Raw genomic sequence first — 24,445 nt, 5'->3', positions numbered from 1 at the left:
TCACGCTCCCGTGGCGACGAGGACGGCGGCGACCACCAGGACGACGGTGCCGGCGAGCAGCGCGCTCACATAGGTCTGCACATTGCCGGTCTGGGCGCGCCGTACGGCGGCGCCGAGCCAGCGGGGTAGGGCGCCCGCGCCGCGTACGTAGGTGTCGACGACCTCGCGGTCGAGGAACCTGACGAGGCTCGCGCCGGCCCGGACGGGGCGGACGAACAGCGCCGAGTAGACGGCGTCGAGGTGGAAGCCGGCGGCCGCGTGGCGGTGCAGCGGGCCGAGCAGCAGCCGTCCGGGGTCGCCCGGGTCGGGGGCCTGCGCGATGTCGCCGTAGGCGGGCGTGTGGGCGGCGATGGCCTCGGCCTCGACCTGTCCGGCGTCGCCCTCGGGGTGGGCGGCGACCGCGCCGAGCGGGACGCGGGCGGTACGGGCGCCGGTGTGGCGCCAGGCGGCGTAGGTGATCAGCCCGCCGGTCAGGGCGAGGCCCGTGCCCAGCACGGAGGTGACCAGGGTGGGGCCGAGGTCGCCGCCGTCGAACCAGCCGGGGAAGGACTGGTAGGCGAACCCGCCGAGGGCGAGGGAGGGGGCGGCGAGCACCCACAGCACGACGGTCATGGTGACGGGCTGGCGGCCGTGGTCGGGGGCCTCGGTGCCGTGGCCGCGGAAGGCGAGCAGCCACAGGCGGGTGGCGTACGCGGCGGTGAGCAGCGCGGTGAGCAGGCCCGCGACGAGGACGATCCAGCCCGCGGCGGCGGGCGCGTGCTCGGTGTGGCCGGTGGTGACGTGCTCGGCGGCGCCGAGGACGGCCTCCTTGGAGAAGAAGCCGCTGAACGGCGGGATCGCGGCGAGCGCGAGGAGCGCCACGGTCATCGTCCAGTAGGCGTCGGGGACGCGGTCGCGCAGGTGGCTCATGCGGGACATGGCGGCCAGCGAGTTGGTGCCGGTGGCGTGGATGATCACGCCGGCGGCGAGGAACAGCAGCGCCTTGAAGGCGCCGTGGGACAGGAGGTGGAAGACGGCGGCGCCGCGGTCGGCGACGGCGAGGGCGCCGGTCATGTAGCCGAGCTGGCCGATCGTCGAGTAGGCGAGGACGCGTTTGATGTCGTCCTGGGCGAGGGCGGCGAGCGCCGAGCCCGCCATGGTGACGGCGGCCATCACGGCGAGGACGACCATCGCGGCCTGCGAGGCCTCGAAGACCGGGAGGAGCCGGGCGATGAAGTAGACACCGGCGGCGACCATCGTCGCGGCGTGGATCAGCGCGGAGACGGGTGTGGGGCCCGCCATCGCGTCGGGGAGCCAGGTGTGCAGCGGGAACTGCGCGGACTTGCCGGCGACCCCGGCGAGGAGCAGCAGGGCGATCAGCGTCGGGTGGTCGAGCCCGCCGCCCGCGACGGCGCCGAGGATGCGGGTGATGCGGAACGATCCGGCGTCGCCGGCGAGCGCGAACAGGCCGATGAGGAAGGGGACGTCACCGAGCTTGGTCACCAGGAAGGCCTTGAGGGAGGCGGCGCGGGCCTCCGGGGTCTCCCAGTAGTGGCCGACCAGGAAGTAGGAGCAGATGCCCATGACTTCCCAGCCGACGAGCAGCACCATCAGGTCGCCCGAGTAGACGACGAGGAGCATCGCGGAGGTGAACAGGGAGAGGAGCGCGGCGTAGGAGGGGTAGCGCGGGTCCTCGCGCAGGTAGCCCGTGGAGTAGATCTGCACGCAGGTCGCCACGAAGGCGACCAGGACGGCGACGAGCGCGGCGAAGCCGTCGATGTGCAGGGCCAGCTCGATGGGGACCGACCCGGTGGGGGTCAGTTCCGTGGCGGCGTCGATGGCGTCGTCGCCGCCCTGGTGCACGGCGACGACCACGGCGAGGGCGAGCGCGGTGAGGACCGGCAGGACCGCGAGGGGGCGGACGAAGCCGGGGGCGGTGCGGCCGAGCGCCAGGCCGGCGGCGGCGCCGAGGAACGGCAGGAGGGGGACGAGTACGGCGAGGGTGGTCGTGGTCACGCGGTGGCCTCAGCCTTCTCGGCGCCCGTCCCGGTCGCGGGCGTGCCGGTCTCGTGGCCCTCCGGCTCGTGCCCCTCCGGTTCGTGTCCCTCGGCGGTGTCGCGGAGCTTGTCGATGTCGGAGGTGCCGCGGTTGCGGTACACGGCGAGGACGATCGCCAGGCCGATGCCGATCTCGGCGGCGGCGATGGCGATGGTGAACAGGGTCAGCGCCTGCCCGGAGTGCAGGGTCTCCTCGGCGGCCCGGCTGAGCCAGACGTCGAAGGCGACCAGGTTGAGGTTGACGGCGTTGAGCATCAGCTCGACCGACATCAGCACCAGGATCGCGTTGCGGCGGGCGAGGACGCCGTACAGGCCGGTACAGAACAGGAGGGCGGAGAGGACGGCGGGATAGGCGAGGTGCATCAGCGGACGCCTTCCTTCCCGTCGGCCGCGGCGGCGCCGGCCTTGGCCTTGCGGGACAGGACGATCGCGCCGACCAGGGCGGCGAGGAGGAGGACGGACAGGGCCTCGAAGGGGAGGACCCAGTTCTGGAACAGGCTCTCGCCGGTGACCTTCGTGGTTCCGGCGGCCGGGCCGTCGAGGTCGATCCAAGTGGTGCGGAAGGCGTCGACGACGACCCAGACCAGGGCGGCGGCCGAGGCGACGGCCACGGTGAGGGCGGCCCAGCGGTTGTGGGAGTCGGCGTCCGGGGAGCGGCCGATGGGGGCCTTGGTGAGCATCAGCCCGAACAGCAGGAGGACGACGACGGAGCCGACGTAGATGAGGACCTGCACCCAGGCGATGAACTCGGCGGTGAGCAGGAGGTACTCGACGGCGAGGCCGCCGAGGGTCACCACGAGCCACAGCGCGGCGTGCACCAGCTGCCGGGTGGTGACGGTGACGAGGGCGGCGCCGAAGGTGACCAGGCCGACGAGGAGGAAGGCGATCTCGACGCCGGTCGGGGAGAGGAAGCCGTGGGTCTCGGCTGCGAGGGTCATGCCGTGCCCTCCCGCTTCGGCCTCGGCTGGTCGGTCTGCTGCGCGGAGGCGCCCTGCGGGCGGGTGGCGGACTCGGCGGCGCGCACCTGCTCGTCGGCGTGCGTCGGCCCGGTGGCCGGGGGCTGCTGCTGGGCGGCCAGCTTCTCCGCCGTCTTGCGGGCGGCGGCCAGCTCCTTCGGTTCCTCCGCGCCCGGGTCGAGGGCGGGCGGGGCCGGGACGGTCCACATCCACTCGCGGAGCTTGTCGCGCTCGTGGGTGAGGTCGCGGATGTCGGTCTCGGCGTACTCGAACTCCGGGGACCAGAACAGGGCGTCGAACGGACAGACCTCGATGCAGATACCGCAGTACATGCACAGCGAGAAGTCGATGGCGAAGCGGTCGAGGACGTTGCGGCTGCGCTCGCGGCCGCCGGGCGTCGCCGCCGGGATCGTCTCCTTGTGGGAGTCGATGTAGATGCACCAGTCCGGGCACTCGCGGGCGCAGAGCATGCAGACCGTGCAGTTCTCCTCGAACAGGCCGATCACGCCGCGGGTGCGGGGCGGGAGGTCGGGCTGGACGTCGGGGTACTGCTCGGTGACGGTCTTCTTCGTCATCGTGCGGAGGGTGACGGCCAGGCCCTTGGCGAGGCCACTGCCGGGAATGCGGGCCATGGTTACTGGATCACCACCTTCACGATGCCGGTGAGGGCGATCTGGGCGAGGGAGAGGGGGACGAGGAGGGTCCAGGACAGCTTCTGCAGCTGGTCCTCGCGCAGCCGGGGGTACGTGACGCGGAGCCAGATCACGAGGAACGCGAGGACGGCTGTCTTCAGCAGGGTCCAGACCCAGCCGAGGCCGTCGGCGCCCCAGGGGCCGTGCCAGCCGCCCAGGAAGAGGACGGTGGTCAGGCCGCACAGGACGACGATCCCGGCGTACTCGGCGAGGAGGAAGAGGGCGAAGCGCAGGCCGGTGTACTCGGTGTACGCGCCGAAGATGATCTCCGAGTCGGCGACCGGCATGTCGAAGGGCGGGCGCTGGAGTTCCGCGAGGCCCGCCACGAAGAACACGAGCGCGCCGGTGATCTGCCAGGGCAGCCACCACCACTCGAAGGCGTCGAGGATGCCGGGGATCGAGACGGTGCCGGCCGCCATGGCCACCGAGGCGGCGGTCAGCAGCATCGGCAGTTCGTAGGCGAGCAGCTGGGCGGCGGTGCGCAGACCGCCGAGGAGGGAGAACTTGTTGGCGCTGGCCCAGCCGGCCATGAGGGAGCCGAGGACGCCGACGCCCATGACGGCGAGTACGAAGAAGACGCCCGCGTCGATCACCTCGCCGACGGCGCCCTCACCGGGACCGATCGGGATGGCGAGCAGGACGAGCAGGTACGGCAGGAGGGCGACGGCGGGGGCGAGCTGGAAGATACGGCGGTCCGCGCCCGCGGGGACCACGTCCTCCTTCTGCGCGAACTTCACGCCGTCCGCGACGAGCTGGGCCCAGCCGTGGAAGCCGCCGGCGTACATGGGGCCGAGGCGGCCCTGCATGTGGGCCATCACCTTGTGCTCGGTCTGGCCGATGATCAGCGGGAAGGTGAGGAAGACGCCGAAGACGACGAGGAGTCGCAGGGCGACGTCGAGCACGTCGTTCACCGCGGGCCTCCTGTGGGGTCTTCGGGGGTGTGGTCTGGGGTGTGGTCGGTGGTGGTGTCGCCGGTGGTGTTGCCAGTGGTGTCGGCCGGGGTGCTGCCGGGTTCCGACTCCGACTGCTTCGCGTCCGGCTGCGGCTGCTCCTGCTCCGGCTGCTTCGCGTCCGGCTGCGGCTGCTCCGGCTCCGGCCGCTCCGGCTGCTCGGCACCCGGCTCGGGCCGCCTGGCCTCCGGCTTCGGCTCCGGCTCCGGCTCGGTCTCCTCGAACGCCGGGCGGGCGTGGTGCCAGGGGGCGTCCGGGCTGCGGGGTGCTACGGCGGGACGGGCCGGCGGGGCCTCCGCCGCCTCGGCGCGCTGGGACGCGGAGCCCTCGGACGCGCTGCGGGCGCGCCGGGGCGTGCCCGCCGGACGCTGCGACGCCGAACCCTCGGACGCGCTGCGGGCGCGGCGCGGGGTGGCGGCGGGAGCCGGCGGGGTCTGCGGCTCGCCCGCTTCACCGGCCGCCGGACGCTGCGACGCCGAACCCTCGGACGCGCTGCGAGCGCGGCGCGGGGTGGCGGCGGGAGCCGGCGGGGTCTGCGGCTCGGCCGCTTCACCGGCCGCCGGGCGCTGCGACGCCGAACCCTCGGACACGCTGCGGGCGCGGCGCGGGGTGGCGGTGGCGGGCGTCCCGGCGGCGGCACCGGCTGCCGCGCCCGCGCCACCGGCACCAGCGGCACCAGCCGCACCAGGGGCACCAGCCGTACCCCCCGCTGCGGCCGCCGTCTGGCTCGCCGAACCCTCCCCCGCCGTACGGGTCCGCCGTACGGGGCGGTCGCCCGCGGCGGTGGCGCGGCCGGCGGCGCGGGCCGGGCGGGCGGGGGCCGGGGGCAGCTGGCCCTTCAGCGGGCCCCACTCGTTGGGGTCCGGGACGCCCGGAGGCAGCATCTGGCGGCGCTTGGGGCCGCCGTGCTCGGACTCCCCCGGCTCCTTGGCGCCCGGCCACGCCTTGGCGACGCGGGCGGCGAGGACGAAGTCCTTGCGCAGGGGGTGGCCCTCGAAGTTCTCGGGGAGGAGGAGGTGGTCGAGGGCGGGGTGGCCCTCGAAGGAGACGCCGAACATCTCGTGGGTCTCGCGCTCGTGCCAGGCGGCGCCCGCGTAGACGTCGACGGCGGAGGCGAGCCGGGGCGCCTCGTGCGGCACGGTGGTCCGCAGCAGCAGGCGGCGTACCGGGGAGAGCGCGACGACGTGCGCCGAGACCCGGAAGCCGGTGCCCGGTTCGTCGACGGCGCTCAGCCAGTCGAAGTAGGTGCAGCCCAGCTCGTCGCGGGCGGCGCGCAGGGCGTCGGTCCAGGAGGCCGGCGGGACGTCGACGGTCAGGACCTCGTAGGACTCCTCGGCCGTGGCGTCGGGGCCGAACAGGTCCTCGGCGGGGGCGGGCAGCCAGCCGACCGCACTCATCGCGCGTCCCCCTCCGGGGCCGGGGGCCGGACCAGCCCGCTCGTCAGGGCGGCGGTGGAGGGGCGCGCCGGTCCGGTGGCGTAGCGCTCGCCGAGCGACTCGCGGGCGATCTTCTCCTGGAGCTTGAGGATGCTCTGGAGCAGCGCCTCGGGGCGGGGCGGGCAGCCGGGGACGTAGACGTCGACGGGGATGATCTGGTCGACGCCCTTCGTCACCGAGTAGGAGTCCCAGTAGGGGCCGCCGCAGTTGCTGCACGCGCCGAAGGAGATGACGTACTTCGGCTCGGGCATCTGCTCGTACAGGCGTTTGACGGCCGGGGCCATCTTGTCGGTGACCGTGCCGGACACGACCATGAGGTCGGCCTGGCGGGGGCCGGGCGCGAAGGGGATCACACCGAGCCGGATGAAGTCGTGGCGGGCCATCGACGCGGCGATGAACTCGATCGCGCAGCAGGCGAGGCCGAAGTTGAAGACCCACAGCGAGTAGCGGCGGCCCCAGTTGAGGACCACCTTCATCGGCTCCGGGGCGAGGCGGGCCAGCGCGCCCAGCCGCTTGGGCTCGGGCAGCGGAACGGGCTCCGGGGCGGGAGCGGGCGCGGGAGCGGACTGCGGCTCCGGGGCGGGAGCGGACCGCGGGGTCTGAGCGGGTTCTCGGGTCACGTCCATGTCAGGACGCCCTTCTTGTACGCGTACAGCAGGCCGACGGCGAGGAAGCCGAGGAAGAGGAACATCTCCACCAGGGTGGCGGCGCCGTAGCCGGGGTCGGCGAAGACGGTCGCCCAGGGGAAGAGGAAGATCGAGTCGACGGCGAAGATCACGTACAGGAAGGCGTAGACGTAGTAGCGGACCTGGGTGTGGGCCCAGCCCTCGCCGACGGGGTCGACGCCGCACTCGTACGTCAGCAGCTTCTCGTGCGTGGGCACGACGGGGCGCAGCAGCCGGCCGGCCGCGAAGGCCACGGCGACGAAGAGCACACCGATGGCGGCGAGCAGTCCGACCACGGAATAGGACTGGAAGTAGTCCGCCGCGACGACCACAGCCGGTTCGACGGTCGGTTCCCGCACGTCCGTCTCCTCGCTCCCTGACCTCGACGTTCTCCGAACAACCTAGAACAACTCTGCGCTTTGTTCGAACGATGTTCGATCTCGAACGATCTGTACGCAGGCGAGTCTAGGGCCTGTTAAAGAGGCCGTAAGCAGCCCGTCGCACGTTGAGATGCGGGGGTGGGGTTTTCCCCCGGCCGGGCTCGGCGGCGCACCTCATGGCGCGACCGGGCGCCGCCCGGCACGCTAGCCGATATGACCGAACACTTCCCGCCGCCGAGCCCGGCGACCTCCGCGGCCTCCGCCACCTCCGCGGCCTCCGCCACCGCCGCGGCCACCGTGGCCTCCGCGGCCACCGCGACCGCCGGGACCGCCGGGGCCGCCGCGGCCACCGCGTCCCGCCGCGACGACGGCGACGGCGACGGCCGCCCGCCGCCCGTCCGGTTCGCCTACGACGCGCACACCTGGAAGGAGATCGCGCATCTCCTGGCCAATCTGCCGATGTCCCTGGTGGGCTTCGTGTACGTCGCCACGGTGCTGTTCACCAGCGCCTTCCTGACCATCACGGTGATCGGGTTCCCGCTGCTGGCGGCCGGGCTGATGGGCGCGCGGCAGATCGGCAAGGCGGAGCGGGCGCGGGCCCGCGCGCTGCTCGGGGTGCGGATCGACGAGCCGAGCCCGCTGCCGCTGCGGGCCCGCGGCGGGGACCGGGGCGGCGGGATCTTCGGTCAGCTGTGGATGGCGCTGAAGGACCCGGTCGGCTGGCGGACGGTGCTGTACGACTTCATCCGGCTGCCGTGGGGTGTCCTCACCTTCACCGTCACGCTGACCTCGCTGTTCGTGCTGTGGCCGGTGCTGCCGTTCATAGCGCGGGGCCTCACCAACGCCGACCGGGCGATGGTGCGCGGGCTGCTGTCGCCCTCCGACGAGCTGGAGCGGCGTATCGCCGAACTGGAGTCCGACCGGGGGGTCGTGGTGGACACCGCCGCGGCCGATCTGCGGCGCATCGAACGCGATCTGCACGACGGCGCCCAGGCCCGGCTGGTCGCGCTGGCCATGGGGCTGGGCCTGGCGAAGGAGAAGCTGCTGGAGGACCCGGACGCGGCGGCGGCGATGGTCGAGGAGGCGCACGGCGAGGTGAAGCTGGCGCTGCAGGAGCTGCGCGACCTGGCGCGCGGCATCCACCCGGCGGTCCTCACCGACCGCGGCCTCGACGCGGCGCTCTCCGCGGTCGCCTCCCGCTGCACCGTTCCCGTGAAGGTGGCCGTCGATCTGGCCGAGCGGCCCGCCGAGGCCATCGAGGGCATCGCCTACTTCACCGTCTCGGAGCTGCTGCAGAACGTCAGCAAGCACAGCGCGGCGACCTCCGCGTCGGTCGAGGTGTGGCGGTCCGGGGACCGGCTGCTGATCCAGGTCGGGGACAACGGCCGCGGGGGTGCGGGGCTCGACGGCGGGAGCGGGCTGCGGGGGCTCGCGGAGCGGCTGGACGCGGTGGACGGGCTGTTCGTCGTCGACTCCCCCGAGGGCGGGCCGACGCTGATCACGGCCGAGCTGCCGTGGCGGGACCGGCCGCGGGGGTAGGGAAAACCCCCCTTCCGGGACGCCGACGGCCTCCATGGTTCCCGCGCCCTGGGCCCAGCAGGCTGGAGACCGGCAGGGCGCGGACGACACGCACCCCCCGCGGCGGTCCGGGACCGGACGAGACAGACGGGACAGCCGAGACAGCGAGACGGACGAGACGAGAAGGACGGGGCGAGCCGATGGCCACCGAGTACGGCCGGGAGTACGGGAACGGGAACGGCCCCGGACAGGGGTACGGGTACGGATACGCGTACGGGCACGAGGACCGGCGCGGCGGCGGGACGCGGCTGCCGGCCGGGCTGCGGGCGCCGTTCGAGCCGCGCGCCTGGCGGGAGTTCGCGTACGTGCTGCTCGGGCTGCCGATCGGCGTGCTGCTCTTCGTGTACGCCGTCACGATGCTCTCCCTCGGCGCCGGGCTGCTGGTGACCTTCCTGGGCGTTCCGGTCCTGGCGGCCGGGCTGGCCGGGTGCCGGGGCCTGGGCGCGCTGGAGCGGACCCGGGCGCGGGCGCTGCTCGGGATGCGGGTGGCCGACCCGGAGCCGCTGCGGGCCCGCAAGAGCGGCCTGTGGGCGTGGATGGGGGCGGTCCTCAAGAGCGGCACGTCGTGGCGGCATCTGCTGTACGCGGTGCTGCACTTCCCGTGGGCGGTGTTCTCGTTCGCCGTGGCGGTGTCCTTCTGGACGTACGGCGTGGCGCTGCTGACGTATCCGCTGTGGTTCTGGCTCTTCCCGATGTACGGCGGGCAGGGCGGGCTCCAGCTCTACGGCGACGAGAGCCACCACATCTACCTCGACAACCCGTTCGAGATCACCGTGACCGCGCTGGTAGGGCTGCTGTTCACGCTGGCCGCGCCGTGGATCGTGCGGGCGCTGACCACGGTCGACCGGCTGCTGGTGAGCGGGCTGCTCGGGCCGTCGCGGCTGGGGTCGCGGGTGGTGGAGCTGGAGTCCGACCGCGGGGTGGTGGTGGACGGCGCGGCGGCCGACCTGCGGCGCATCGAGCGTCAGCTGCGCGACGGGGCGCAGGCCCGGCTGGCGGCGCTGGAGCGGGACCTGGGGCTGGCGCGGGAGAAGCTGGCGCAGGACCCGCGGGCGGCGGCGCGGCTGGTGGACGAGGCGCACGGCGAGGTGAAGACGGCCCTGCGGGAGCTGCGGGACCTGGCGCGCGGCATCCACCCGGCGGTCCTCACCGACCGCGGCCTCGACGCGGCGCTCTCCGCGGTCGCCTCGCGCTGCCCGGTGCCGGTGCGGGTGGAGGTCGACCTGGCCTCCCGGCCGGCGCCCGCGATCGAGGGCATCGCCTACTTCACCGTCTCCGAACTGCTCCGCAACGTCGAGCGGCACAGCGGGGCGCGGTCGGCGTCGGTGGACGTCTGGCGGTCCGGGGACCGGCTGATGCTCCAGGTCACCGACGACGGCGTGGGCGGCGCGGACCCGGCGGCCGGCTCCGGCCTGGCCGGCCTCACCGAGCGTCTCGACGCCGTCGACGGCGTCCTCGTCGTCGACTCCCCGCCCGGCGGGCCCACCCGGGTGACGGCGGAGCTGCCCTGGCGCACCTGAGGGCCGCGAGGTCAGGGGCGGCAGGCCGCCGCGCACCCTGTTGATCCCACCCGCCTTCAAGCGGCGCCCGAAGCTGGAATGCTGGACTCGTACGCAATCGCGACGGTCGGCTGGGGGCCAAGGGCGTGGAGGACAGGGTGCGGGTGGTCATCGCCGAGGATTCGGTGCTGCTCAGAGAGGGGCTGACCCGGTTGCTCACCGACCGTGGGCACGAGGTCGTCGCCGGGGTGGCGGACGCCGACGCGTTGATCAAGACGATGGCCGATCTGGCGGCGGAGGACGCGCTGCCCGACGTCGTGGTCGCCGATGTGCGGATGCCGCCGACGCACACGGACGAGGGGGTGCGTGCGGCGGTGCAGCTGCGCAAGGCGCATCCGGGGCTCGGGGTGCTGGTGCTGTCGCAGTACGTGGAGGAGCGCTACGCCACCGAGCTGCTGGCCGGCTCCAGCCGCGGGGTCGGGTATCTGCTGAAGGACCGGGTCGCCGAGGTGCGCGAGTTCGTGGACGCGGTGGTGCGGGTCGCGCGGGGCGGCACCGCGCTGGACCCGGAGGTCGTCGCCCAGCTGCTGGGCCGCAGCCGTAAGCAGGACGTGCTGGCGGGGCTCACCCCGAGGGAGCGCGAGGTGCTGGGGCTGATGGCGGAGGGGCGGACGAACTCGGCCATCGCGCGGCAGCTGGTGGTCAGCGACGGCGCCGTGGAGAAGCACGTCAGCAACATTTTCCTCAAGCTCGGGCTGTCCCCGAGCGAGGGCGATCACCGCAGGGTCCTCGCCGTGTTGACGTATCTGAATTCCTGATTTCTGAAGGCAGTCGACGAAACGCCTGGTGGGGGGCGGTGACAGTCAGATGGCAGGCATGTGCCGCACGGGGCGGGCGGCGCCGGGCGCGCGTGGTCTTCCTGCGAATGACCGAGGGCACGCCGCCTTCACGGTCGTAGGGTTGATCCTGGGAACGCCTGCGGGCAGGCCGCTCCCCGACAGCCGCCTCGAGGGAGGTCCAGTTCAGTGACGAGCCAGGTCAGTAGCCCAGCGGAGCAGGGCGACGGAGCCGTCGTGGGAGGGCAGCGCAGACCGGCGGGGACGAAGGACGTCCGCCGCCTCGACCGAGTGATCATCAGGTTCGCGGGAGACTCGGGTGACGGTATGCAGCTCACCGGTGACCGCTTCACCTCGGAGACCGCGTCCTTCGGCAACGACCTGTCGACGCTGCCCAACTTCCCGGCCGAGATCCGCGCGCCCGCCGGCACCCTGCCGGGTGTGTCGTCCTTCCAGCTGCACTTCGCCGACCACGACATCCTGACCCCGGGCGACGCGCCGAACGTGCTGGTCGCGATGAACCCGGCCGCGCTGAAGGCCAACGTGGGCGATCTGCCGCGCGGTGCGGAGATCATCGTGAACACGGACGAGTTCACGAAGCGGGCCATGCAGAAGGTCGGGTACGGGACCAGTCCGCTGGAGGACGGGTCGCTGGACGGCTACAGCGTGCACCCGGTGCCGCTGACCACGCTGACCGTGGAGGCGCTGAAGGACTTTGACCTCACCCGCAAGGAGGCCGAGCGCAGCAAGAACATGTTCGCGCTCGGCCTGCTGTCGTGGATGTACCACCGGCCGACGGAGGGCACGGAGAGGTTCCTGCGGTCGAAGTTCGCGAAGAAGCCGGACATCGCCGAGGCCAACATCGCCGCGTTCCGGGCGGGCTGGAACTTCGGCGAGACGACGGAGGACTTCGCGGTCTCCTACGAGGTGGCGCCGGCGGCGAAGGCCTTCCCGGTGGGCACCTACCGCAACATCTCCGGCAACCTGGCGCTGTCGTACGGCCTGATCGCCGCCTCGCGCCAGGCCGATCTGCCGCTGTTCCTGGGCTCGTACCCGATCACCCCGGCCTCGGACATCCTGCACGAGCTGAGCAAGCACAAGAACTTCGGGGTGCGCACCTTCCAGGCGGAGGACGAGATCGCCGGGATCGGCGCGGCGCTGGGCGCGGCGTTCGGCGGGTCGCTGGCGGTGACGACGACGAGCGGTCCCGGCGTGGCGCTGAAGTCGGAGACGATCGGCCTGGCCGTCTCGCTGGAGCTGCCGCTGCTGATCGTGGACATCCAGCGCGGCGGGCCGTCGACCGGTCTGCCGACCAAGACCGAGCAGGCGGACCTGCTCCAGGCGATGTACGGCCGCAACGGCGAGGCGCCGGTCCCGGTGGTCGCGCCGCGCACCCCGGCGGACTGCTTCGACGCGGCGCTGGAGGCGGCGCGGATCGCGCTGACGTACCGCACGCCCGTCTTCCTGCTCTCCGACGGCTATCTGGCCAACGGCTCCGAGCCGTGGCGCATCCCCGAGCCGGAGGAGCTGCCGGACCTGCGGGTGCGGTTCGCGCAGGGCCCGAACCACACCCTGGACGACGGCACCGAGGTCTTCTGGCCCTACAAGCGCGACCCGCGCACGCTCGCCCGCCCGTGGGCGGTCCCCGGCACCCCGGGTCTGGAGCACCGGATCGGCGGCATCGAGAAGCAGGACGGCACCGGCAACATCTCCTACGACCCGGCCAACCACGACTTCATGGTCCGCACCCGGCAGGCGAAGGTCGACGGGATCGACGTGCCGGACGTGGAGGTCGACGACCCGGCCGGCGCCCGCACCCTGGTCCTCGGCTGGGGTTCCACCTACGGGCCGATCACCGCGGCCGTACGCCGCATCCGCAAGGAGGGCGGCCGGATCGCCCAGGCCCACCTGCGCCACCTCAACCCCTTCCCGCGCAACCTCGGCGCGGTCCTGAGCGGCTACGACAAGGTCGTCGTGCCCGAGATGAACCTCGGCCAGCTCGCCACCCTCGTCCGGGCGAAGTACCTGGTCGACGCCCGCTCCTACAACCAGGTCAACGGGATGCCGTTCAAGGCCGAGCAGCTGGCCGAGGCCCTGAAGGAGGCCATCGATGACTGAGGCACTGAAGCTGGTCCCCAAGGCCGAGGCCAAGCAGTCCATGAAGGACTTCAAGTCCGACCAGGAAGTGCGCTGGTGCCCCGGATGCGGTGACTACGCGATCCTCGCCGCCGTGCAGGGCTTCATGCCGGAGCTGGGCCTGGCACGCGAGAACATCGTCTTCGTCTCCGGCATCGGCTGCTCCTCCCGCTTCCCGTACTACATGAACACCTACGGGATGCACTCCATCCACGGCCGCGCACCGGCGATCGCCACCGGTCTCGCCGCGAGCCGGCGCGACCTGAGCGTGTGGGTCGTCACCGGTGACGGCGACGCGCTGTCCATCGGCGGCAACCACCTGATCCACGCCCTGCGCCGCAACGTCAACCTCAAGATCCTGCTGTTCAACAACCGGATCTACGGCCTGACGAAGGGCCAGTACTCCCCCACCTCCGAAGTCGGGAAGATCACCAAGTCGACGCCGATGGGCTCGCTGGACGCGCCCTTCAACCCGGTGTCGCTGGCGCTGGGCGCGGAGGCGTCCTTCGTGGCCCGCACGGTCGACTCCGACCGCAAGCACCTCACCGAGGTGCTGCGCCAGGCCGCCGCCCACCCGGGCACCGCGCTGATCGAGATCTACCAGAACTGCAACATCTTCAACGACGGCGCCTTCGACGCTCTGAAGGACAGGCAGTCGGCGCAGGAGGCGGTGATCCGGCTGGAGCACGGACAGCCGATCCGCTTCGGCGGCGGGCTGTCCAAGGGCGTCGTCCGGGACCGGGCCACCGGCGATCTGCGGATCGTGACCGTGACGCCGGACAACGAGGCCGACATCCTGGTCCACGACGCCCACGCGGCCTCTCCGACCACCGCGTTCGCGCTGTCCCGGCTCGCCGACCCGGACACGCTGCACAACACCCCGATCGGCGTGTTCCGCGCGGTGGAGCGGCCGGTGTACGACGCGCAGATGTCCGACCAGCTGGACACGGCCGTCGAGCGGAAGGGCAAGGGCGATCTGGCCGCGCTGCTGGCGGGCGGGGACACCTGGACGGTCGTCGGCTGACCGCCGGCTGACCGCCCCTGTCGCACCGAGGCCCGGGCCGCTACGGCGCCCGGGCCTCGTCGTAGGCCCGGCGGGCGTTCTCCACCGCGTCCATCCGGTGCTCGGTCCACGCGGCGAGGGCGCGCACCTGCTCGGCGGCCTCGCGGCCCAGGCCGGTGAGGGAGTAGTCGACACGGGGCGGGATCACCGGCTTGGCGTCGCGGTGGACCAGGCCGTCGCGCTCCAGGGTCTGGAGGGTCTGCGTGAGCATCTTCTCGCTGACCCGTCCGATCGCGCGGCGCAGCTCGCTGAAGCGGTGCGGGCGTTCCAGGAGCCGGATGAGGACGAGGACGCCCCAGCGGCTGGTGACGTGCTCCAGCACCAGCCGGTAGGGGCACATGTCCTCGCCGTCGACCCGCCAGTTGCTTACCGTCATGCCAGTAGCTTACTTCAAAGTGGGTACTTTCCCACAGTTAGCGCACCTCCTAGGGTTAGTGGACAGAGCCACCCCCAAGGAGTTGTGAACCATGAGCATCGTCGTCACCGGAGCCACCGGAAAGCTCGGCCGTCACGTCGTCGGGCAGTTGCTGGAGAAGGTCCCCGCCGAGCAGATCACCGCGGTCGTGCGGGACGAGGCCAGGGCCGCCGACCTCGCGGCGCGCGGTGTACGCCTGGCGGTCGCCGACTACAACACGCCCGAGAGCTTCGACGGCCTCTTCGCCGCCGGTGACAAGGTCCTGCTGATCTCCGGCAGCGAGGTCGACAAGGACCGCCCCGCCCAGCACAAGGTGGTCATCGACGCCGCCGACGCCGCCGGTGTCGCGCTGCTCGCCTACACCAGCGCCCCGGGCAGCCTGACCGCCGCGCTCGCCGACGACCACCGCGCCACCGAGGAGATCCTGCTGTCCTCGGGCGTGCCGTACACGCTGCTGCGCAACGGCTGGTACTTCGAGAACTACACCGCGAACCTGGCCCCGGTGCTGGCTCACCGCGCCGTGGTCCAGGCCGCGGGCGACGGCCGCGTCTCGGCGGCGTCCCGCGCCGACTACGCGGCCGCCGCGGTGGCCGTGCTGACCGGCGAGGGCCACGAGAACCGCACGTACGAGCTGGGCGGCGACACCTCCTTCGGCTTCGCGGACTACGCCGCGGAGCTGAGCCGGCAGACCGGCGAGGAGATCGCCTACCACGCCGTCTCCGTCGACGCGTACGCCGAGATCCTCACCGGCGCCGGGCTGCCCGAGCCGGTGGCCGCGGTCTTCGCCGGCGTGGACGCCTCCATCGAGAAGGGCGAGCTGGAAATCACCACCGGTGACCTCTCCCGGCTCACCGGCCGCCCGACCACATCGCTCGCGGACGCCGTCGCCGCCGCGCTGAAGGGCTGAGCGCCCGGCCCTCCAGCCCGCCTGTCATGACCGTATGGCGATACGGGTATGACAGGCGGGGGTCCGCGGCGTTACCTTCGTGCAGTCGAGTGCGGTACGAAGGAGGAGCCGTGGCCGGGAAGTCCAGGGGCGAGCAGCGCATAGGTCTGCTGAACGGCTTCGCGGCGTACGGGATGTGGGGGCTGTTCCCCCTCTTCTTCCCCCTCCTCAAGCCCGCCGGGGCGACCGAGGTGCTCGCCCACCGGATGGTGTGGTCCCTCGCCGTGGTCGCCGCGGTACTGCTCGTGCTGCGGCGCTGGAAGTGGGCCGGTGAGCTGCTGCGGCAGCCCCGCCGCCTCGCGCTGATCGCGGCCGCCGCAGCCGTCATCGCCACCAACTGGGGCGTCTACATCTGGGCCGTGAACAACGACCGGGTCGTCGAGGCGTCCCTCGGCTACTTCATCAACCCGCTGGTCACCATCGCCCTGGGCGTGCTGCTGCTGAAGGAGCGGCTGCGGCCCGTGCAGTGGGCGGCGGTCGGGATCGGCGCCGTGGCGGTCGTCGTGCTGGCCGTCGGCTACGGCCGTCCGCCGTGGATCTCGCTGATCCTCGCCTTCTCCTTCGGCACCTACGGCCTGATCAAGAAGAAGGTCAACCTCGGCGGGCTGGAGTCGCTGGCCGCCGAGACCGCGATCCAGTTCCTGCCCGCCCTCGGGTTCCTGCTGTGGCTGGGCGCGCGGGGCGACTCCACCTTCACCAGCGAGGGCCCCGGCCACGCGGCGCTGCTCGCCACCACCGGCATCGTCACCGCGCTCCCGCTGATCTGCTTCGGCGCCGCCGCGATCCGCGTGCCGCTGTCCACCATCGGCCTGCTGCAGTACCTCGCCCCGGTCTTCCAGTTCCTGTGCGGCGTCCTCTACTTCCACGAGGCCATGCCCGCGGAGCGCTGGGCCGGCTTCGCCCTGGTCTGGCTGGCCCTCGCCCTCCTCACCTGGGACGCCCTGCACACCGCCCACCGGGCCGCACGGAACCTGCGGGCGGCGGCGACGGCGGAAGCGGCGGCGGAGGCGATGGCGGAGGCGCGTGCGGCCGCGGCCACGGCTCCGGCCGCGGCGGCCGGCGTTCCGGCTGCGGGTGGCGCCGGTGGTGCGGGTGGCGCGGGTGATGGTGCGCCTTCGAACGCCGGCGAGCTGAAGGTGCCGCCGGTCGACACGCGGCCGTAGGGGCGGTCGGCCCGGGCAGCGTGCTCGCACCCCGAACCGGCGCGCCGGGCCGTTGTCAGTGCCCGGCTCTATAACTGAGGCATGAACGAGTCAGCCGAGGCGTTCGCGCCCGCACCCGTGCACTGGAAGGTCGTCATCGACGCCGTGGATCCGCACGCTCAGGCGGATTTCTGGGCCGCGGCGCTCGGCTACGCGGTCGAGGACAACAGCGCGCTGGTCCGGCGGCTGCTGGACGGCGGTGCGCTGCCCGCCGAGGCCACCGTGGACTTCCACGGCCGTCCCGCCTTCCGGGACCTGAGCGCCGTACGGCACCCCGACGACCCGTACGACGCGTACAGCGGCACGGGCCTCGGGCGCCGGCTGCTGTTCCAGCGCGTTCCCGAGCCGAAGTCCGGCAAGAACCGGCTCCACCTGGACCTGCATCCGGGCGGGGACCGGCGTGAGGCGGAGGTGGAGCGGCTCGGAGCGCTGGGCGCGAGCGTGCTGCGGGAGGTGAGGGAACCGGCCGGTCAGTGGGTGGTGATGGCGGATCCGGAGGGAAACGAGTTCTGCGTGCACTAGGTGCCGGCGGCGCCGGCGGCGCGCGGCGGGCCCCCGGTCACCCCGTCGCCGGCCGGGCCGCCGCCTTGCGGGCGCGGTCCGTGAGGCGGGTCATGCGGGTGCGGGCCGATTCCAGTTCGTCGGCGTCCTCGGCGGCCGGGCCGGGCTCGGCGGCCAGCGTCGACCACAGGGCGATCAGCTCGTGCCCGAGATCCAGGCCGCACCGGGGATCGCGTACGGCGCGCCAGGCCGTCGCCGCGCTCTGCACGTTGCCGTACGCCGCCTCCGCGTCGCCCGTACGGCGCCGCGCGTGCACCAGGTCGACGGAGAGCCGGAAGGCGCGCACCGGGTCACCGGCCAGGTAGGCCACGTAGGCGGTCAGCTCGCCCAGCCGCAGGACCTCCGGGTGATCCGGCCCCAGCGTCGCCGTCCCGTCGCGCAGCGCCTGGTCGGCGAGGGCGGACGCGGTGTCTACGCGGCCCTCCCGCACGGCCTCGCCGATCCAGGCCAGGGGCTCGGCCAGCGGCGTCCGCGCGGCGGCGTTCGCGGGGGTTCCTCCGGGGGCGTGGCCGGAGGCATGGGCGGGGGTGTCGTCACCGAGCACGGCTTCGGCGACGGCGTCGAAGCCTCGGGGCGGGGTGGGCTTGGGGTCGGGGGTGCGGCTGGGGTGGGGGGTGCGGCTGGGGTGGGGCGCGCTGCCCGGGGCGGTGGCCGCCGGGGCGATGCCCTCCGGGGCGGTGATCGTGGGGGCGGTGATCGTGGGGGCGGTGATCGTGGGGGCGGTGATCGTGGGGGCGGTGACCGCCCGGGCGGTGACCGGGGCCGGGGGCGGCTCGGTGGTCATGGCCGGGGGCGGGCCGAAGGCCCCCGTGGGGGGTGCGACCGTGCCCGGACCGGGGGCGGGAGCGGGGGCAGTGGCGGGAGCCGGAGCAGGGGCGGGGGGTGTCGGCGTCGGGCGGTTCGTGAAGTGGCTGGAGCCGTCCGGGTCGACCTGGAGGGGGACGACGTAGCCGATGCGCTCGTCGTGAACGGTGGCGAGGACGGAGCGGCCGGTACCGCGCGCGATGCGGTGGAGGTGGTTCAGGACGGCCTGCTGGGGTTCCTCGCCCGGGGCGGGGACGAGCGGTGCCCCGTCGACCGTCACCGCGCCCGCACCCGGACCGCCGCCGGCGCCGCCACCGGCGTGGACACGGACGTCGACCGGGGCGGCCGGAAGCGCGCCGTCGTGCTGCTGGTCCTGCTGCTGCTCGCGGCTGAGTCGAGACATCGGTTCCCTCAATCGAAACGCGTCCGCGAGTCGGCGGACCCTGGACCCTACCGTCGAGTCTCGCCGCTCCCCCACGGTCCTCTGGTCACCGCGGCGTCACAGCCTCGTCCCAAGAGCCGTCCGGCGGGGCTGGACGACCGGTACATGCATATGCATATGATGCCGGGCGTCAGTTCGTCGACCAGGGGGACCCCATGGCCCGTCGCTTCCTTTTCGTGCTCGGCAGCAGCCGCCGGGGCGGCAACACCGAACTGCTGGCCCGCCGGGCCGCCGAGCAGCTGCCCGGCGACGTCGAGCAGCGGTGGATCCACCTCACCGAGCACCCGCTGCCGGACTTCGAGGACCGCCGGCACGCCGACGGGGACATCGACGGTGACGGCCCTCGCCCCGAACACGAGAACATCACCCTTCTGCGTGACGCCACGCTCGCCGCGACGGACCTGGTGATCGCCTCACCGCTGTACTGGTACTCGGTGTCCGCGCAGACCAAGCGCTACCTGGACCACTGGGCGGCCTGGCTGCGCATTCCCGGTGTCGACTTCCGCGCGACGATGGCCGGGCGCACCCTGTGGGGCGTCACCGCCCTCGCCACCGAGGCCGAGGTCGCCGAGCCGCTGATCGGCACCCTGAACAACACGGCCGCGTACATGGGGATGCGCTTCGGCGGGGTGCTGCTCGGCAACGGCGACAAGCCGGGCGAGGTCCTGAACGACACGGAGGCCCTGGCCCGCGCGAAGACCTTCTTCGCGGGCGAGGCCCCGCCGGCCCGCTTCCCCGGACGGGACTGAGCCTCCGTACGCCCCCGCCCGGATCCGCTTCACTCCGCCCACCGCCCCGGCTTCGTCTCCGTCTCAGGCGGTGATGTCCTTCGTCGTGAACCGGGCCCACGCCGCCGACCCGAACACCGCCGCGTACAGCGCCTGGAGGCCGAGGTTGCGCAGCAGGTCGTCCCAGAGGACCGGCTCGCGCATCAGGTCGGCGAAGGACAGCCAGTAGTGGGAGAAGAAGTACGGGTGCAGGGCGTCCAGCTGGGGGATCTGGTCGAGGATCTGCACGGTGATGAGCAGACCCACGGTCGTCGCCATGGCCGCGATGCCGCTGTTGGTGAGCGTCGAGACGAACAGGCCGAGCGCCGCTATCCCGGTCAGCGAGGCGGCGACGGCCAGCGCGATCAGCAGGGCACGGCCCAGCCCTTCGGCGAAGCCGATCCGGGTGCCGGAGATGGTGGTGAGGTCGCCGAGCGGGAAGAGCAGCGCCCCGACCGCCAGCGCGGACAGCGCGACCACGAGGGTGGCGGCCAGACAGAAGGCCATCGTGGCGGCGTACTTGGTGAGCAGCAGCCGGGTACGGCCGGCCGGGGCGACCAGCAGATAGCGCAGGGTGCCCGCGCTCGCCTCGCCGGCCAGCGCGTCGCCCGCCACCACGCCCACCGCCATCGGCAGGAAGAACGGCAGGGTCGCGGCGAGCGCGGTGAAGACCAGGAACAGCCCGTTGTTGGTGATCTGGGCGATGAACGCCGGGCCCTCGCCGCCCCCGCCGGAGACCGACGAGCCGTCGCTGGTCTCGATCTTCACGGCCACCCCGACCAGCACGGGCACGGCCGCCAGCACGCCGAGCAGCGCGAGGGTGCGCCAGCGCCGGAAGGTGGTGACCAGCTCGCTGCGGAAGAGGCCGAGGGACCACAGCGGGCTCGGTGCGCGCCCGCCCGGCACGGCGACGTCAGCCCGCGACATCGAACCCCTCCCCCGTCAGCGCCACGAACGCGTCCTCCAGCGAGGCCCGTTCGATTCCGAAGCCGCGCACCCGCACCCCCGCTGCGACCAACGCGGCGTTCAGGTCACCGAGTTCCCCCTCGGGCACCTCGCCGCTGACCCGTTCCTCCGCCACGACGACGTCCGCGACACCTCTCTCCTTCAGCACCCGCGCCGCATCCCCGGTGTCCGGCGTGGTCACGACCAGCCGGCCGCGCAGTCCGGCCGCGAGGTCGGCGACCGTGCCCTGGGTGATCAGACGGCCCCTGGCCATCACCGCGGCGTGGGTGCAGACCTGCTCGATCTCGTCGAGCAGGTGGGAGGAGAGGAAGACGGTGGTGCCGTCGTCGGCCAGTTCCCGCACGAGGGTGCGGATCTCCCGCATGCCCTGCGGGTCGAGGCCGTTGGTCGGCTCGTCCAGGACGAGCAGCCTGCGGGGCTGGAGCAGGGCCGCGGCCAGCCCGAGGCGCTGCTTCATGCCGAGGGAGTACGCCTTCGCCTTCTTCCCGGCCGCCGCCGTGAGCCCCACCCGGTCCAGCGCGGCGGCGACGCGGGCGCGCCGGGTGCGCGGGTCGGCGGTCGGGTCGGCGGCGTCGTAGCGCAGGAGGTTGTCGCGGCCGGAGAGGAAGCCGTACAGGGCCGGGCCCTCGATGAGGGCGCCGACCTGCGGCAGTACGGCGCGGGCGGCGCGCGGCATGGGCCGGCCGAGCACCCGCGCCGTACCGGAGGTGGGTTCGATCAGGCCCATCAGCATGCGGATGGTGGTGGTCTTGCCGCTGCCGTTCGGGCCGAGGAAGCCGAAGACGCTGCCCGCCGGGACGGTCAGATCCAGACCGTCGACGGCGAGCTGCCCGCCGCGGTAACGCTTGGTGAGCGCACGGGTGACGATGACGCCGTCCGGCTCGTCACGACCGGAACGGCCGTCCTCGCCGGGACGGTCGTCCTGACCAGGACGGTCGTCCGGAACGGGACGGTCGTCCGGAACGGGACGGTCGTCCTCGCCGGGACGGTCGTCTTCGCCGGCCCCTGCCGTGGCGGGCGGTTCGCGCATGGGCTCCCTCACTCTGGCCGCTTGCTCCGTCGTGCGTGCCGGACTACTGCCCCGCGTCGGCCGCCTTCACCAGCGCCTCCTGGGTGACGGCACCGGCGTAGATCTTGCCGTCGTCGGTGATCAGAGCGTTGATCAGGCGGGTCTTGAAGACGGTGCCCGAGCCGAAGTCGCCCTTGACCTGGTCGCCGAGGGAGTCGAGGAAGCCGCCCAGGTCGCCGCCGACCTCGTCGCCGCTGGGCACGCCCGGACCGCCGGTGTCGAACACGGCGACGGAGTTCCAGCCCTCGCCGATCACCTTCATGCCCTCGGAGTCCTGGCCGAAGGCCTCACCGAAGCCCTTTTCGAGACCCTTGGCCAGATCCGCCTCGTCCGTCGGGGCGATGGGCTGCCGCCCGGCCTCGCCCTCCTCGCTCTCCTCGGTGACCTTCGCGCCCTTGGGCGGGGTGAAGTCGAAGGTGGAGGCGGCGGGCCTGGCGTAGCTGAGCTGGGTGAAGCCGGCGTCCACGACGGCGGCGCCGCCACTCGCCGGGGTGAGGGTGAACTTCAGCGGCATCCAGGTCTTCGCGTCCACGGCGATGGTGATCGCGCCGACGGTGCTGCCGGACTGCTTCGGCTCGATGACCAGCTTGTAGGCGTCCCGTCCGGCGACCTGCGCGGTGCCGTCGACGGTGACCGAGGTGGTGTCGTCGACCGCCTTCAGCGCCTGCTCGGCGAAGTCCTTCGGCGTGGCCGGGGGTTCCCCGGCGCGCTCGCCGGCCTCGTCCGCGGTGCCGTGGAAGACCTCGTTGGACGCGCTGTCGTAGCCCCAGACGTCCTTGCCGTTGTGGATGAGGCTGTACTCGGCGGCGTTCTCCAGCACGGACAGCTTCTGGCGGTCGGGGCCGTCGGCCGCGACGCGCAGGGTGTGGGTGCCGGTCACCAGCTCGGTGAGCTTGGCCGACGGGTCGGCGGCGGAGCCGTCCCCGTCACCGCCGGGCGCGGTCGCCGCGGCGCCGCCCAGGGCGCCTTCGAGGCCGCCGAGGTCGGGCAGCCCCAGGTCCGTGGTGATCTTCACGGTGCCGGACAGCCGCTCGACGTCCGACTCGGCGATCTTCTGTATGAGCTGCTGCGCGGTGATCTTCGGCAGGTCGGGGCTGCCGGAGTCGGCGAGGGCGGGGACGAGCCCGATGGTCCCGGCCGCCACCCCCACCACCGCGACCGGAACGACGTACCGGCCGGCCTTGCGCCGCCGCACGGTCGTACTCTCGTCGGATTCGTACGGTGCCATGTGTGCCCTACCTCCGTCGTCGGCCCGCCCATTCTCACCCGACCGGGTGAGAAGTGGTGGCTGTTCCGTGGCTTCCTTCGTGCCATCCATCTGACCAAAACCGGGCACGGTTTTCGTCAGACCGCGGGATCAACTCCGCGTACTGCTGCGGTATGACACGACACACCGGGATATCCCCCGTCCCGTAGGGGTGGGGGTCCCGGAAGGGGAGCACGGACCGGAGAAGCCGGGGAAGGCGACGGCCGGACATGACCGGTGAGGGCCGGGCCGGTGGAGGTCAGACTGGCCGGTCAAGGTCAGACTGGCCGGTCAAGGTCAGACTGGCCGGTCAAGGTCAGACTGGCCGGTGAAGGCCAGGCGGGCTGATGAAGGCCAGACGGCCGGTGAGGGTCAGCGGGCCGGTGAAGCCCCCCTCAGCCCTTATCCCGCCCGGTGGACCACCGCGTCGCACAGTTCCTGGAGGGCCCGCTTGGCGTCGCACTCCGGCAGGGGGGCCAGCGCGGCGCGCGCTTCCTCGGCGTAGCGCACGGTGTCCCGCCGGGCCTGCTCCAGCGCCGGGTGCGCGCGCAGGGCGGCCAGCGCCCGGGCGTGCCGGTCGTCGTCGCTGAGGTCGGACTCCAGCAGCTCGCACAGCGCGACGTCCTCGGCCCGTCCGCCGCGCGCGGCCAGCTCCCGCAGCCGCAGCACGGGCAGCGTGGCGATGCCCTCGCGCAGGTCGGTGCCGGGGGTCTTGCCGGACTCGTGGGAGTCGGAGGCGATGTCGAGCACGTCGTCGGCGAGCTGGAAGGCGACGCCGAGCCGCTCGCCGTACTGGGTGAGGACGCTCACCACGGACTCGTCCGCGCCGGACATCATCGCCCCGAACCGGCAGGACACCGCCACCAGCGAGCCGGTCTTGCCGCCGAGCACGTCCAGGTAGTGGTCGACCGGGTCGCGCCCGTCCTGCGGGCCCGCGGTCTCCAGGATCTGCCCGGTCACCAGCCGCTCGAAGGCCTCCGCCTGCACCCGGACCGCCTCGGGCCCGAGGTCGGCGAGGATGTGGGAGGCGCGGGCGAAGAGGAAGTCGCCGGTGAGGACCGCGACGGAGTTGCCCCAGCGGGTGTTGGCGCTGGGCACGCCGCGCCGCACGGCCGCCTCGTCCATCACGTCGTCGTGGTACAGCGTCGCCAGGTGGGTCAGCTCCACGACGACCGCGGAGGGCACCACGCCCGGCGCGTAGGGGTCACCGAACTGCGCGGCGAGCATCACGAGCAGCGGCCGGAACCGCTTCCCGCCGGCCCGCACCAGATGCTGCGCGGCTTCCGTGATGAACGGGACCTCGCTCTTGGTGGCCTCGAGCAGCCCTTCCTCGACAGCCGCCAATCCGGCCTGGACATCGGCTTCCAGAGCCTGGTCCCGCACGCTCAGCCCGAACGGCCCGACGACGGTCACGAGGGGTCTCCTGTCTGCTGGTGTCTACTGGCGACTACGCGGTTTGTCGATACATCGCTGCCTTCACTCAAGTCAGCGTATCCGGTCACGTTTCGATCACTGATGCCGCCCACGGTTACAGCACGGGCGGTATCGGATCACGCCCGGAATGTTTTCGATCAGCTGATAAGAAGGCATATCTACGACGATGACATGAGCACGCCTATCGACCCTCCCCCCTTCTCCCGCTCGTCCGGTTCGACAACGACGCGCACTCCATAAGGGGTTCCGCCCTCGTGGCAGACATAGCACACCTTGAACTTATTGCCCGATTTGGGGGACTTGCTCCTCGACGTGAGTTGACTCACGACAGCCCCGTCACAGGCTCCTCACAGACCCCTCATCAGA

The 24,445-nt window shown here is 72.8% G+C and carries 23 protein-coding genes; 9 read left to right on the top strand and 14 right to left on the bottom strand.

Annotated features, from left to right (window positions below; translation table 11 throughout):
* From AB0K92_RS00765 to AB0K92_RS00730, 8 genes are read right to left on the bottom strand one after another with little or no spacing between them, the layout of a single operon-like run.
* On the bottom strand, positions 1–1,995 hold the full coding sequence (locus AB0K92_RS00765) for an NADH-quinone oxidoreductase subunit L (RefSeq protein WP_365918115.1): 1,995 nt from the start codon (positions 1,993–1,995) through the stop codon (positions 1–3).
* Positions 1,992–2,399 carry an NADH-quinone oxidoreductase subunit NuoK gene (gene nuoK / locus AB0K92_RS00760; RefSeq protein ID WP_365918112.1) on the bottom strand — a complete coding sequence of 136 codons (408 nt, stop codon included), beginning with the start codon at positions 2,397–2,399 and terminating at the stop codon, positions 1,992–1,994. The genes AB0K92_RS00765 and nuoK overlap by 4 nt, the downstream gene beginning before the upstream one ends.
* The gene (locus AB0K92_RS00755; protein WP_365918110.1) at positions 2,399–2,974 is read right to left on the bottom strand and encodes an NADH-quinone oxidoreductase subunit J; all 576 of its coding nucleotides are present in this window, start codon (positions 2,972–2,974) and stop codon (positions 2,399–2,401) included. The genes nuoK and AB0K92_RS00755 overlap by 1 nt, the downstream gene beginning before the upstream one ends.
* Entirely contained in the window at positions 2,971–3,624 is a 654-nt protein-coding gene (locus AB0K92_RS00750; protein WP_365918108.1) for an NADH-quinone oxidoreductase subunit I, read from the bottom strand. The genes AB0K92_RS00755 and AB0K92_RS00750 overlap by 4 nt, the downstream gene beginning before the upstream one ends.
* Positions 3,625–3,626: 2 nt before the next feature.
* Positions 3,627–4,595 carry a complex I subunit 1 family protein gene (locus AB0K92_RS00745; RefSeq protein WP_166001441.1) on the bottom strand — a complete coding sequence of 323 codons (969 nt, stop codon included), beginning with the start codon at positions 4,593–4,595 and terminating at the stop codon, positions 3,627–3,629.
* Positions 4,592–6,031: an NADH-quinone oxidoreductase subunit C gene (locus AB0K92_RS00740; RefSeq protein ID WP_365918106.1), complete on the bottom strand. Its 1,440-nt coding sequence runs from the start codon at positions 6,029–6,031 to the stop codon at positions 4,592–4,594. Before AB0K92_RS00740 ends, AB0K92_RS00745 begins: the two co-directional genes overlap by 4 nt.
* Positions 6,028–6,696 carry an NADH-quinone oxidoreductase subunit B family protein gene (locus AB0K92_RS00735; protein ID WP_365918104.1) on the bottom strand — a complete coding sequence of 223 codons (669 nt, stop codon included), beginning with the start codon at positions 6,694–6,696 and terminating at the stop codon, positions 6,028–6,030. The genes AB0K92_RS00740 and AB0K92_RS00735 overlap by 4 nt, the downstream gene beginning before the upstream one ends.
* Complete coding sequence (locus AB0K92_RS00730; protein WP_166001437.1) at positions 6,687–7,094, bottom strand: NADH-quinone oxidoreductase subunit A; 408 nt, start codon at positions 7,092–7,094, stop codon at positions 6,687–6,689. The genes AB0K92_RS00735 and AB0K92_RS00730 overlap by 10 nt, the downstream gene beginning before the upstream one ends.
* A gap of 234 nt (positions 7,095–7,328) precedes the next feature.
* On the opposite strand from AB0K92_RS00730, the gene AB0K92_RS00725 reads away from it, so the two are divergent.
* The 5 genes from AB0K92_RS00725 (at position 7,329) to AB0K92_RS00705 (ending at position 14,188) form a co-directional block, all read left to right on the top strand.
* On the top strand, positions 7,329–8,654 hold the full coding sequence (locus AB0K92_RS00725; RefSeq protein ID WP_365918101.1) for a sensor domain-containing protein: 1,326 nt from the start codon (positions 7,329–7,331) through the stop codon (positions 8,652–8,654).
* Positions 8,655–8,833: 179 nt separating this feature from the next.
* Complete coding sequence (locus AB0K92_RS00720) at positions 8,834–10,213, top strand: sensor domain-containing protein (protein WP_365918099.1); 1,380 nt, start codon at positions 8,834–8,836, stop codon at positions 10,211–10,213.
* Positions 10,214–10,338: 125 nt separating this feature from the next.
* Positions 10,339–11,010: a response regulator transcription factor gene (locus AB0K92_RS00715; protein ID WP_166001431.1), complete on the top strand. Its 672-nt coding sequence runs from the start codon at positions 10,339–10,341 to the stop codon at positions 11,008–11,010.
* A gap of 207 nt (positions 11,011–11,217) precedes the next feature.
* Entirely contained in the window at positions 11,218–13,146 is a 1,929-nt protein-coding gene (locus AB0K92_RS00710) for a 2-oxoacid:acceptor oxidoreductase subunit alpha (RefSeq protein ID WP_365918097.1), read from the top strand.
* Positions 13,139–14,188 (top strand): 2-oxoacid:ferredoxin oxidoreductase subunit beta, encoded by a 1,050-nt coding sequence (locus tag AB0K92_RS00705; RefSeq protein WP_365918095.1) that lies wholly within the window; start codon positions 13,139–13,141, stop codon positions 14,186–14,188. Before AB0K92_RS00710 ends, AB0K92_RS00705 begins: the two co-directional genes overlap by 8 nt.
* 40 nt (positions 14,189–14,228) lie before the next feature.
* Here the strand turns inward: AB0K92_RS00705 and AB0K92_RS00700 are convergent, their stop codons facing one another.
* Positions 14,229–14,603 (bottom strand): helix-turn-helix domain-containing protein, encoded by a 375-nt coding sequence (locus AB0K92_RS00700; protein WP_365918093.1) that lies wholly within the window; start codon positions 14,601–14,603, stop codon positions 14,229–14,231.
* A 91-nt stretch (positions 14,604–14,694) separates the two neighbouring features.
* On the opposite strand from AB0K92_RS00700, the gene AB0K92_RS00695 reads away from it, so the two are divergent.
* From AB0K92_RS00695 to AB0K92_RS00685, 3 genes are all read left to right on the top strand, one after another.
* The gene (locus AB0K92_RS00695; RefSeq protein WP_365918091.1) at positions 14,695–15,549 is read left to right on the top strand and encodes an SDR family oxidoreductase; all 855 of its coding nucleotides are present in this window, start codon (positions 14,695–14,697) and stop codon (positions 15,547–15,549) included.
* Positions 15,550–15,659: 110 nt separating this feature from the next.
* A complete protein-coding gene (gene rarD / locus AB0K92_RS00690) occupies positions 15,660–16,751 on the top strand; it encodes an EamA family transporter RarD (protein WP_365918089.1) in 1,092 nt (363 codons plus the stop codon).
* Positions 16,752–16,832: 81 nt separating this feature from the next.
* Complete coding sequence (locus tag AB0K92_RS00685) at positions 16,833–17,312, top strand: VOC family protein (RefSeq protein ID WP_365918087.1); 480 nt, start codon at positions 16,833–16,835, stop codon at positions 17,310–17,312.
* Positions 17,313–17,349: 37 nt separating this feature from the next.
* Here the strand turns inward: AB0K92_RS00685 and AB0K92_RS00680 are convergent, their stop codons facing one another.
* Entirely contained in the window at positions 17,350–18,558 is a 1,209-nt protein-coding gene (locus AB0K92_RS00680) for a tetratricopeptide repeat protein (protein WP_365918085.1), read from the bottom strand.
* Positions 18,559–18,752: 194 nt separating this feature from the next.
* Here AB0K92_RS00680 and AB0K92_RS00675 point away from each other — a divergent pair, with 194 nt between their 5' ends.
* A complete protein-coding gene (locus AB0K92_RS00675; RefSeq protein WP_365918083.1) occupies positions 18,753–19,346 on the top strand; it encodes an NAD(P)H-dependent oxidoreductase in 594 nt (197 codons plus the stop codon).
* Positions 19,347–19,409: 63 nt separating this feature from the next.
* Here AB0K92_RS00675 and AB0K92_RS00670 read toward each other — a convergent pair whose 3' ends face one another.
* From AB0K92_RS00670 to AB0K92_RS00655, 4 genes are all read right to left on the bottom strand, one after another.
* Positions 19,410–20,291, bottom strand: a complete 882-nt coding sequence (locus tag AB0K92_RS00670) for an ABC transporter permease (RefSeq protein WP_365918081.1) — start codon at positions 20,289–20,291, stop codon at positions 19,410–19,412.
* Positions 20,278–21,360 carry an ABC transporter ATP-binding protein gene (locus AB0K92_RS00665; protein ID WP_365918079.1) on the bottom strand — a complete coding sequence of 361 codons (1,083 nt, stop codon included), beginning with the start codon at positions 21,358–21,360 and terminating at the stop codon, positions 20,278–20,280. The genes AB0K92_RS00670 and AB0K92_RS00665 overlap by 14 nt, the downstream gene beginning before the upstream one ends.
* Before the next feature lie 43 nt (positions 21,361–21,403).
* Positions 21,404–22,627, bottom strand: coding sequence for a DUF2092 domain-containing protein (locus tag AB0K92_RS00660; protein WP_365918077.1), 1,224 nt, complete (start codon positions 22,625–22,627; stop codon positions 21,404–21,406).
* A 420-nt stretch (positions 22,628–23,047) separates the two neighbouring features.
* The gene (locus AB0K92_RS00655; protein ID WP_166001408.1) at positions 23,048–24,058 is read right to left on the bottom strand and encodes a polyprenyl synthetase family protein; all 1,011 of its coding nucleotides are present in this window, start codon (positions 24,056–24,058) and stop codon (positions 23,048–23,050) included.
* Between the last annotated feature and the right edge of the window lie 387 nt (positions 24,059–24,445).

Origin of the sequence: Streptomyces sp. NPDC052687 (assembly GCF_040678395.1) — a bacterium.
Classification (GTDB): Bacteria; Actinomycetota; Actinomycetes; order Streptomycetales; family Streptomycetaceae; genus Streptomyces.
The sequence above is the reverse complement of the archived record's forward strand: the minus strand, read 5'-3'. Positions and strand labels throughout refer to the sequence as shown.

Coding starts and splice junctions, on each gene's coding strand:
- nuoK (WP_365918112.1), bottom strand. CDS start 2,399: ATGCACCTCGCCTATCCCGCCGTCCTCTCCGCCCTCCTGTTCTGTACC.
- AB0K92_RS00755 (WP_365918110.1), bottom strand. CDS start 2,974: ATGACCCTCGCAGCCGAGACCCACGGCTTCCTCTCCCCGACCGGCGTC.
- AB0K92_RS00750 (WP_365918108.1), bottom strand. CDS start 3,624: ATGGCCCGCATTCCCGGCAGTGGCCTCGCCAAGGGCCTGGCCGTCACC.
- AB0K92_RS00740 (WP_365918106.1), bottom strand. CDS start 6,031: ATGAGTGCGGTCGGCTGGCTGCCCGCCCCCGCCGAGGACCTGTTCGGC.
- AB0K92_RS00735 (WP_365918104.1), bottom strand. CDS start 6,696: ATGGACGTGACCCGAGAACCCGCTCAGACCCCGCGGTCCGCTCCCGCC.
- AB0K92_RS00725 (WP_365918101.1), top strand. CDS start 7,329: ATGACCGAACACTTCCCGCCGCCGAGCCCGGCGACCTCCGCGGCCTCC.
- AB0K92_RS00720 (WP_365918099.1), top strand. CDS start 8,834: ATGGCCACCGAGTACGGCCGGGAGTACGGGAACGGGAACGGCCCCGGA.
- AB0K92_RS00705 (WP_365918095.1), top strand. CDS start 13,139: ATGACTGAGGCACTGAAGCTGGTCCCCAAGGCCGAGGCCAAGCAGTCC.
- AB0K92_RS00700 (WP_365918093.1), bottom strand. CDS start 14,603: ATGACGGTAAGCAACTGGCGGGTCGACGGCGAGGACATGTGCCCCTAC.
- AB0K92_RS00695 (WP_365918091.1), top strand. CDS start 14,695: ATGAGCATCGTCGTCACCGGAGCCACCGGAAAGCTCGGCCGTCACGTC.
- AB0K92_RS00685 (WP_365918087.1), top strand. CDS start 16,833: ATGAACGAGTCAGCCGAGGCGTTCGCGCCCGCACCCGTGCACTGGAAG.
- AB0K92_RS00680 (WP_365918085.1), bottom strand. CDS start 18,558: ATGTCTCGACTCAGCCGCGAGCAGCAGCAGGACCAGCAGCACGACGGC.
- AB0K92_RS00675 (WP_365918083.1), top strand. CDS start 18,753: ATGGCCCGTCGCTTCCTTTTCGTGCTCGGCAGCAGCCGCCGGGGCGGC.
- AB0K92_RS00670 (WP_365918081.1), bottom strand. CDS start 20,291: ATGTCGCGGGCTGACGTCGCCGTGCCGGGCGGGCGCGCACCGAGCCCG.
- AB0K92_RS00665 (WP_365918079.1), bottom strand. CDS start 21,360: ATGCGCGAACCGCCCGCCACGGCAGGGGCCGGCGAAGACGACCGTCCC.
- AB0K92_RS00660 (WP_365918077.1), bottom strand. CDS start 22,627: ATGGCACCGTACGAATCCGACGAGAGTACGACCGTGCGGCGGCGCAAG.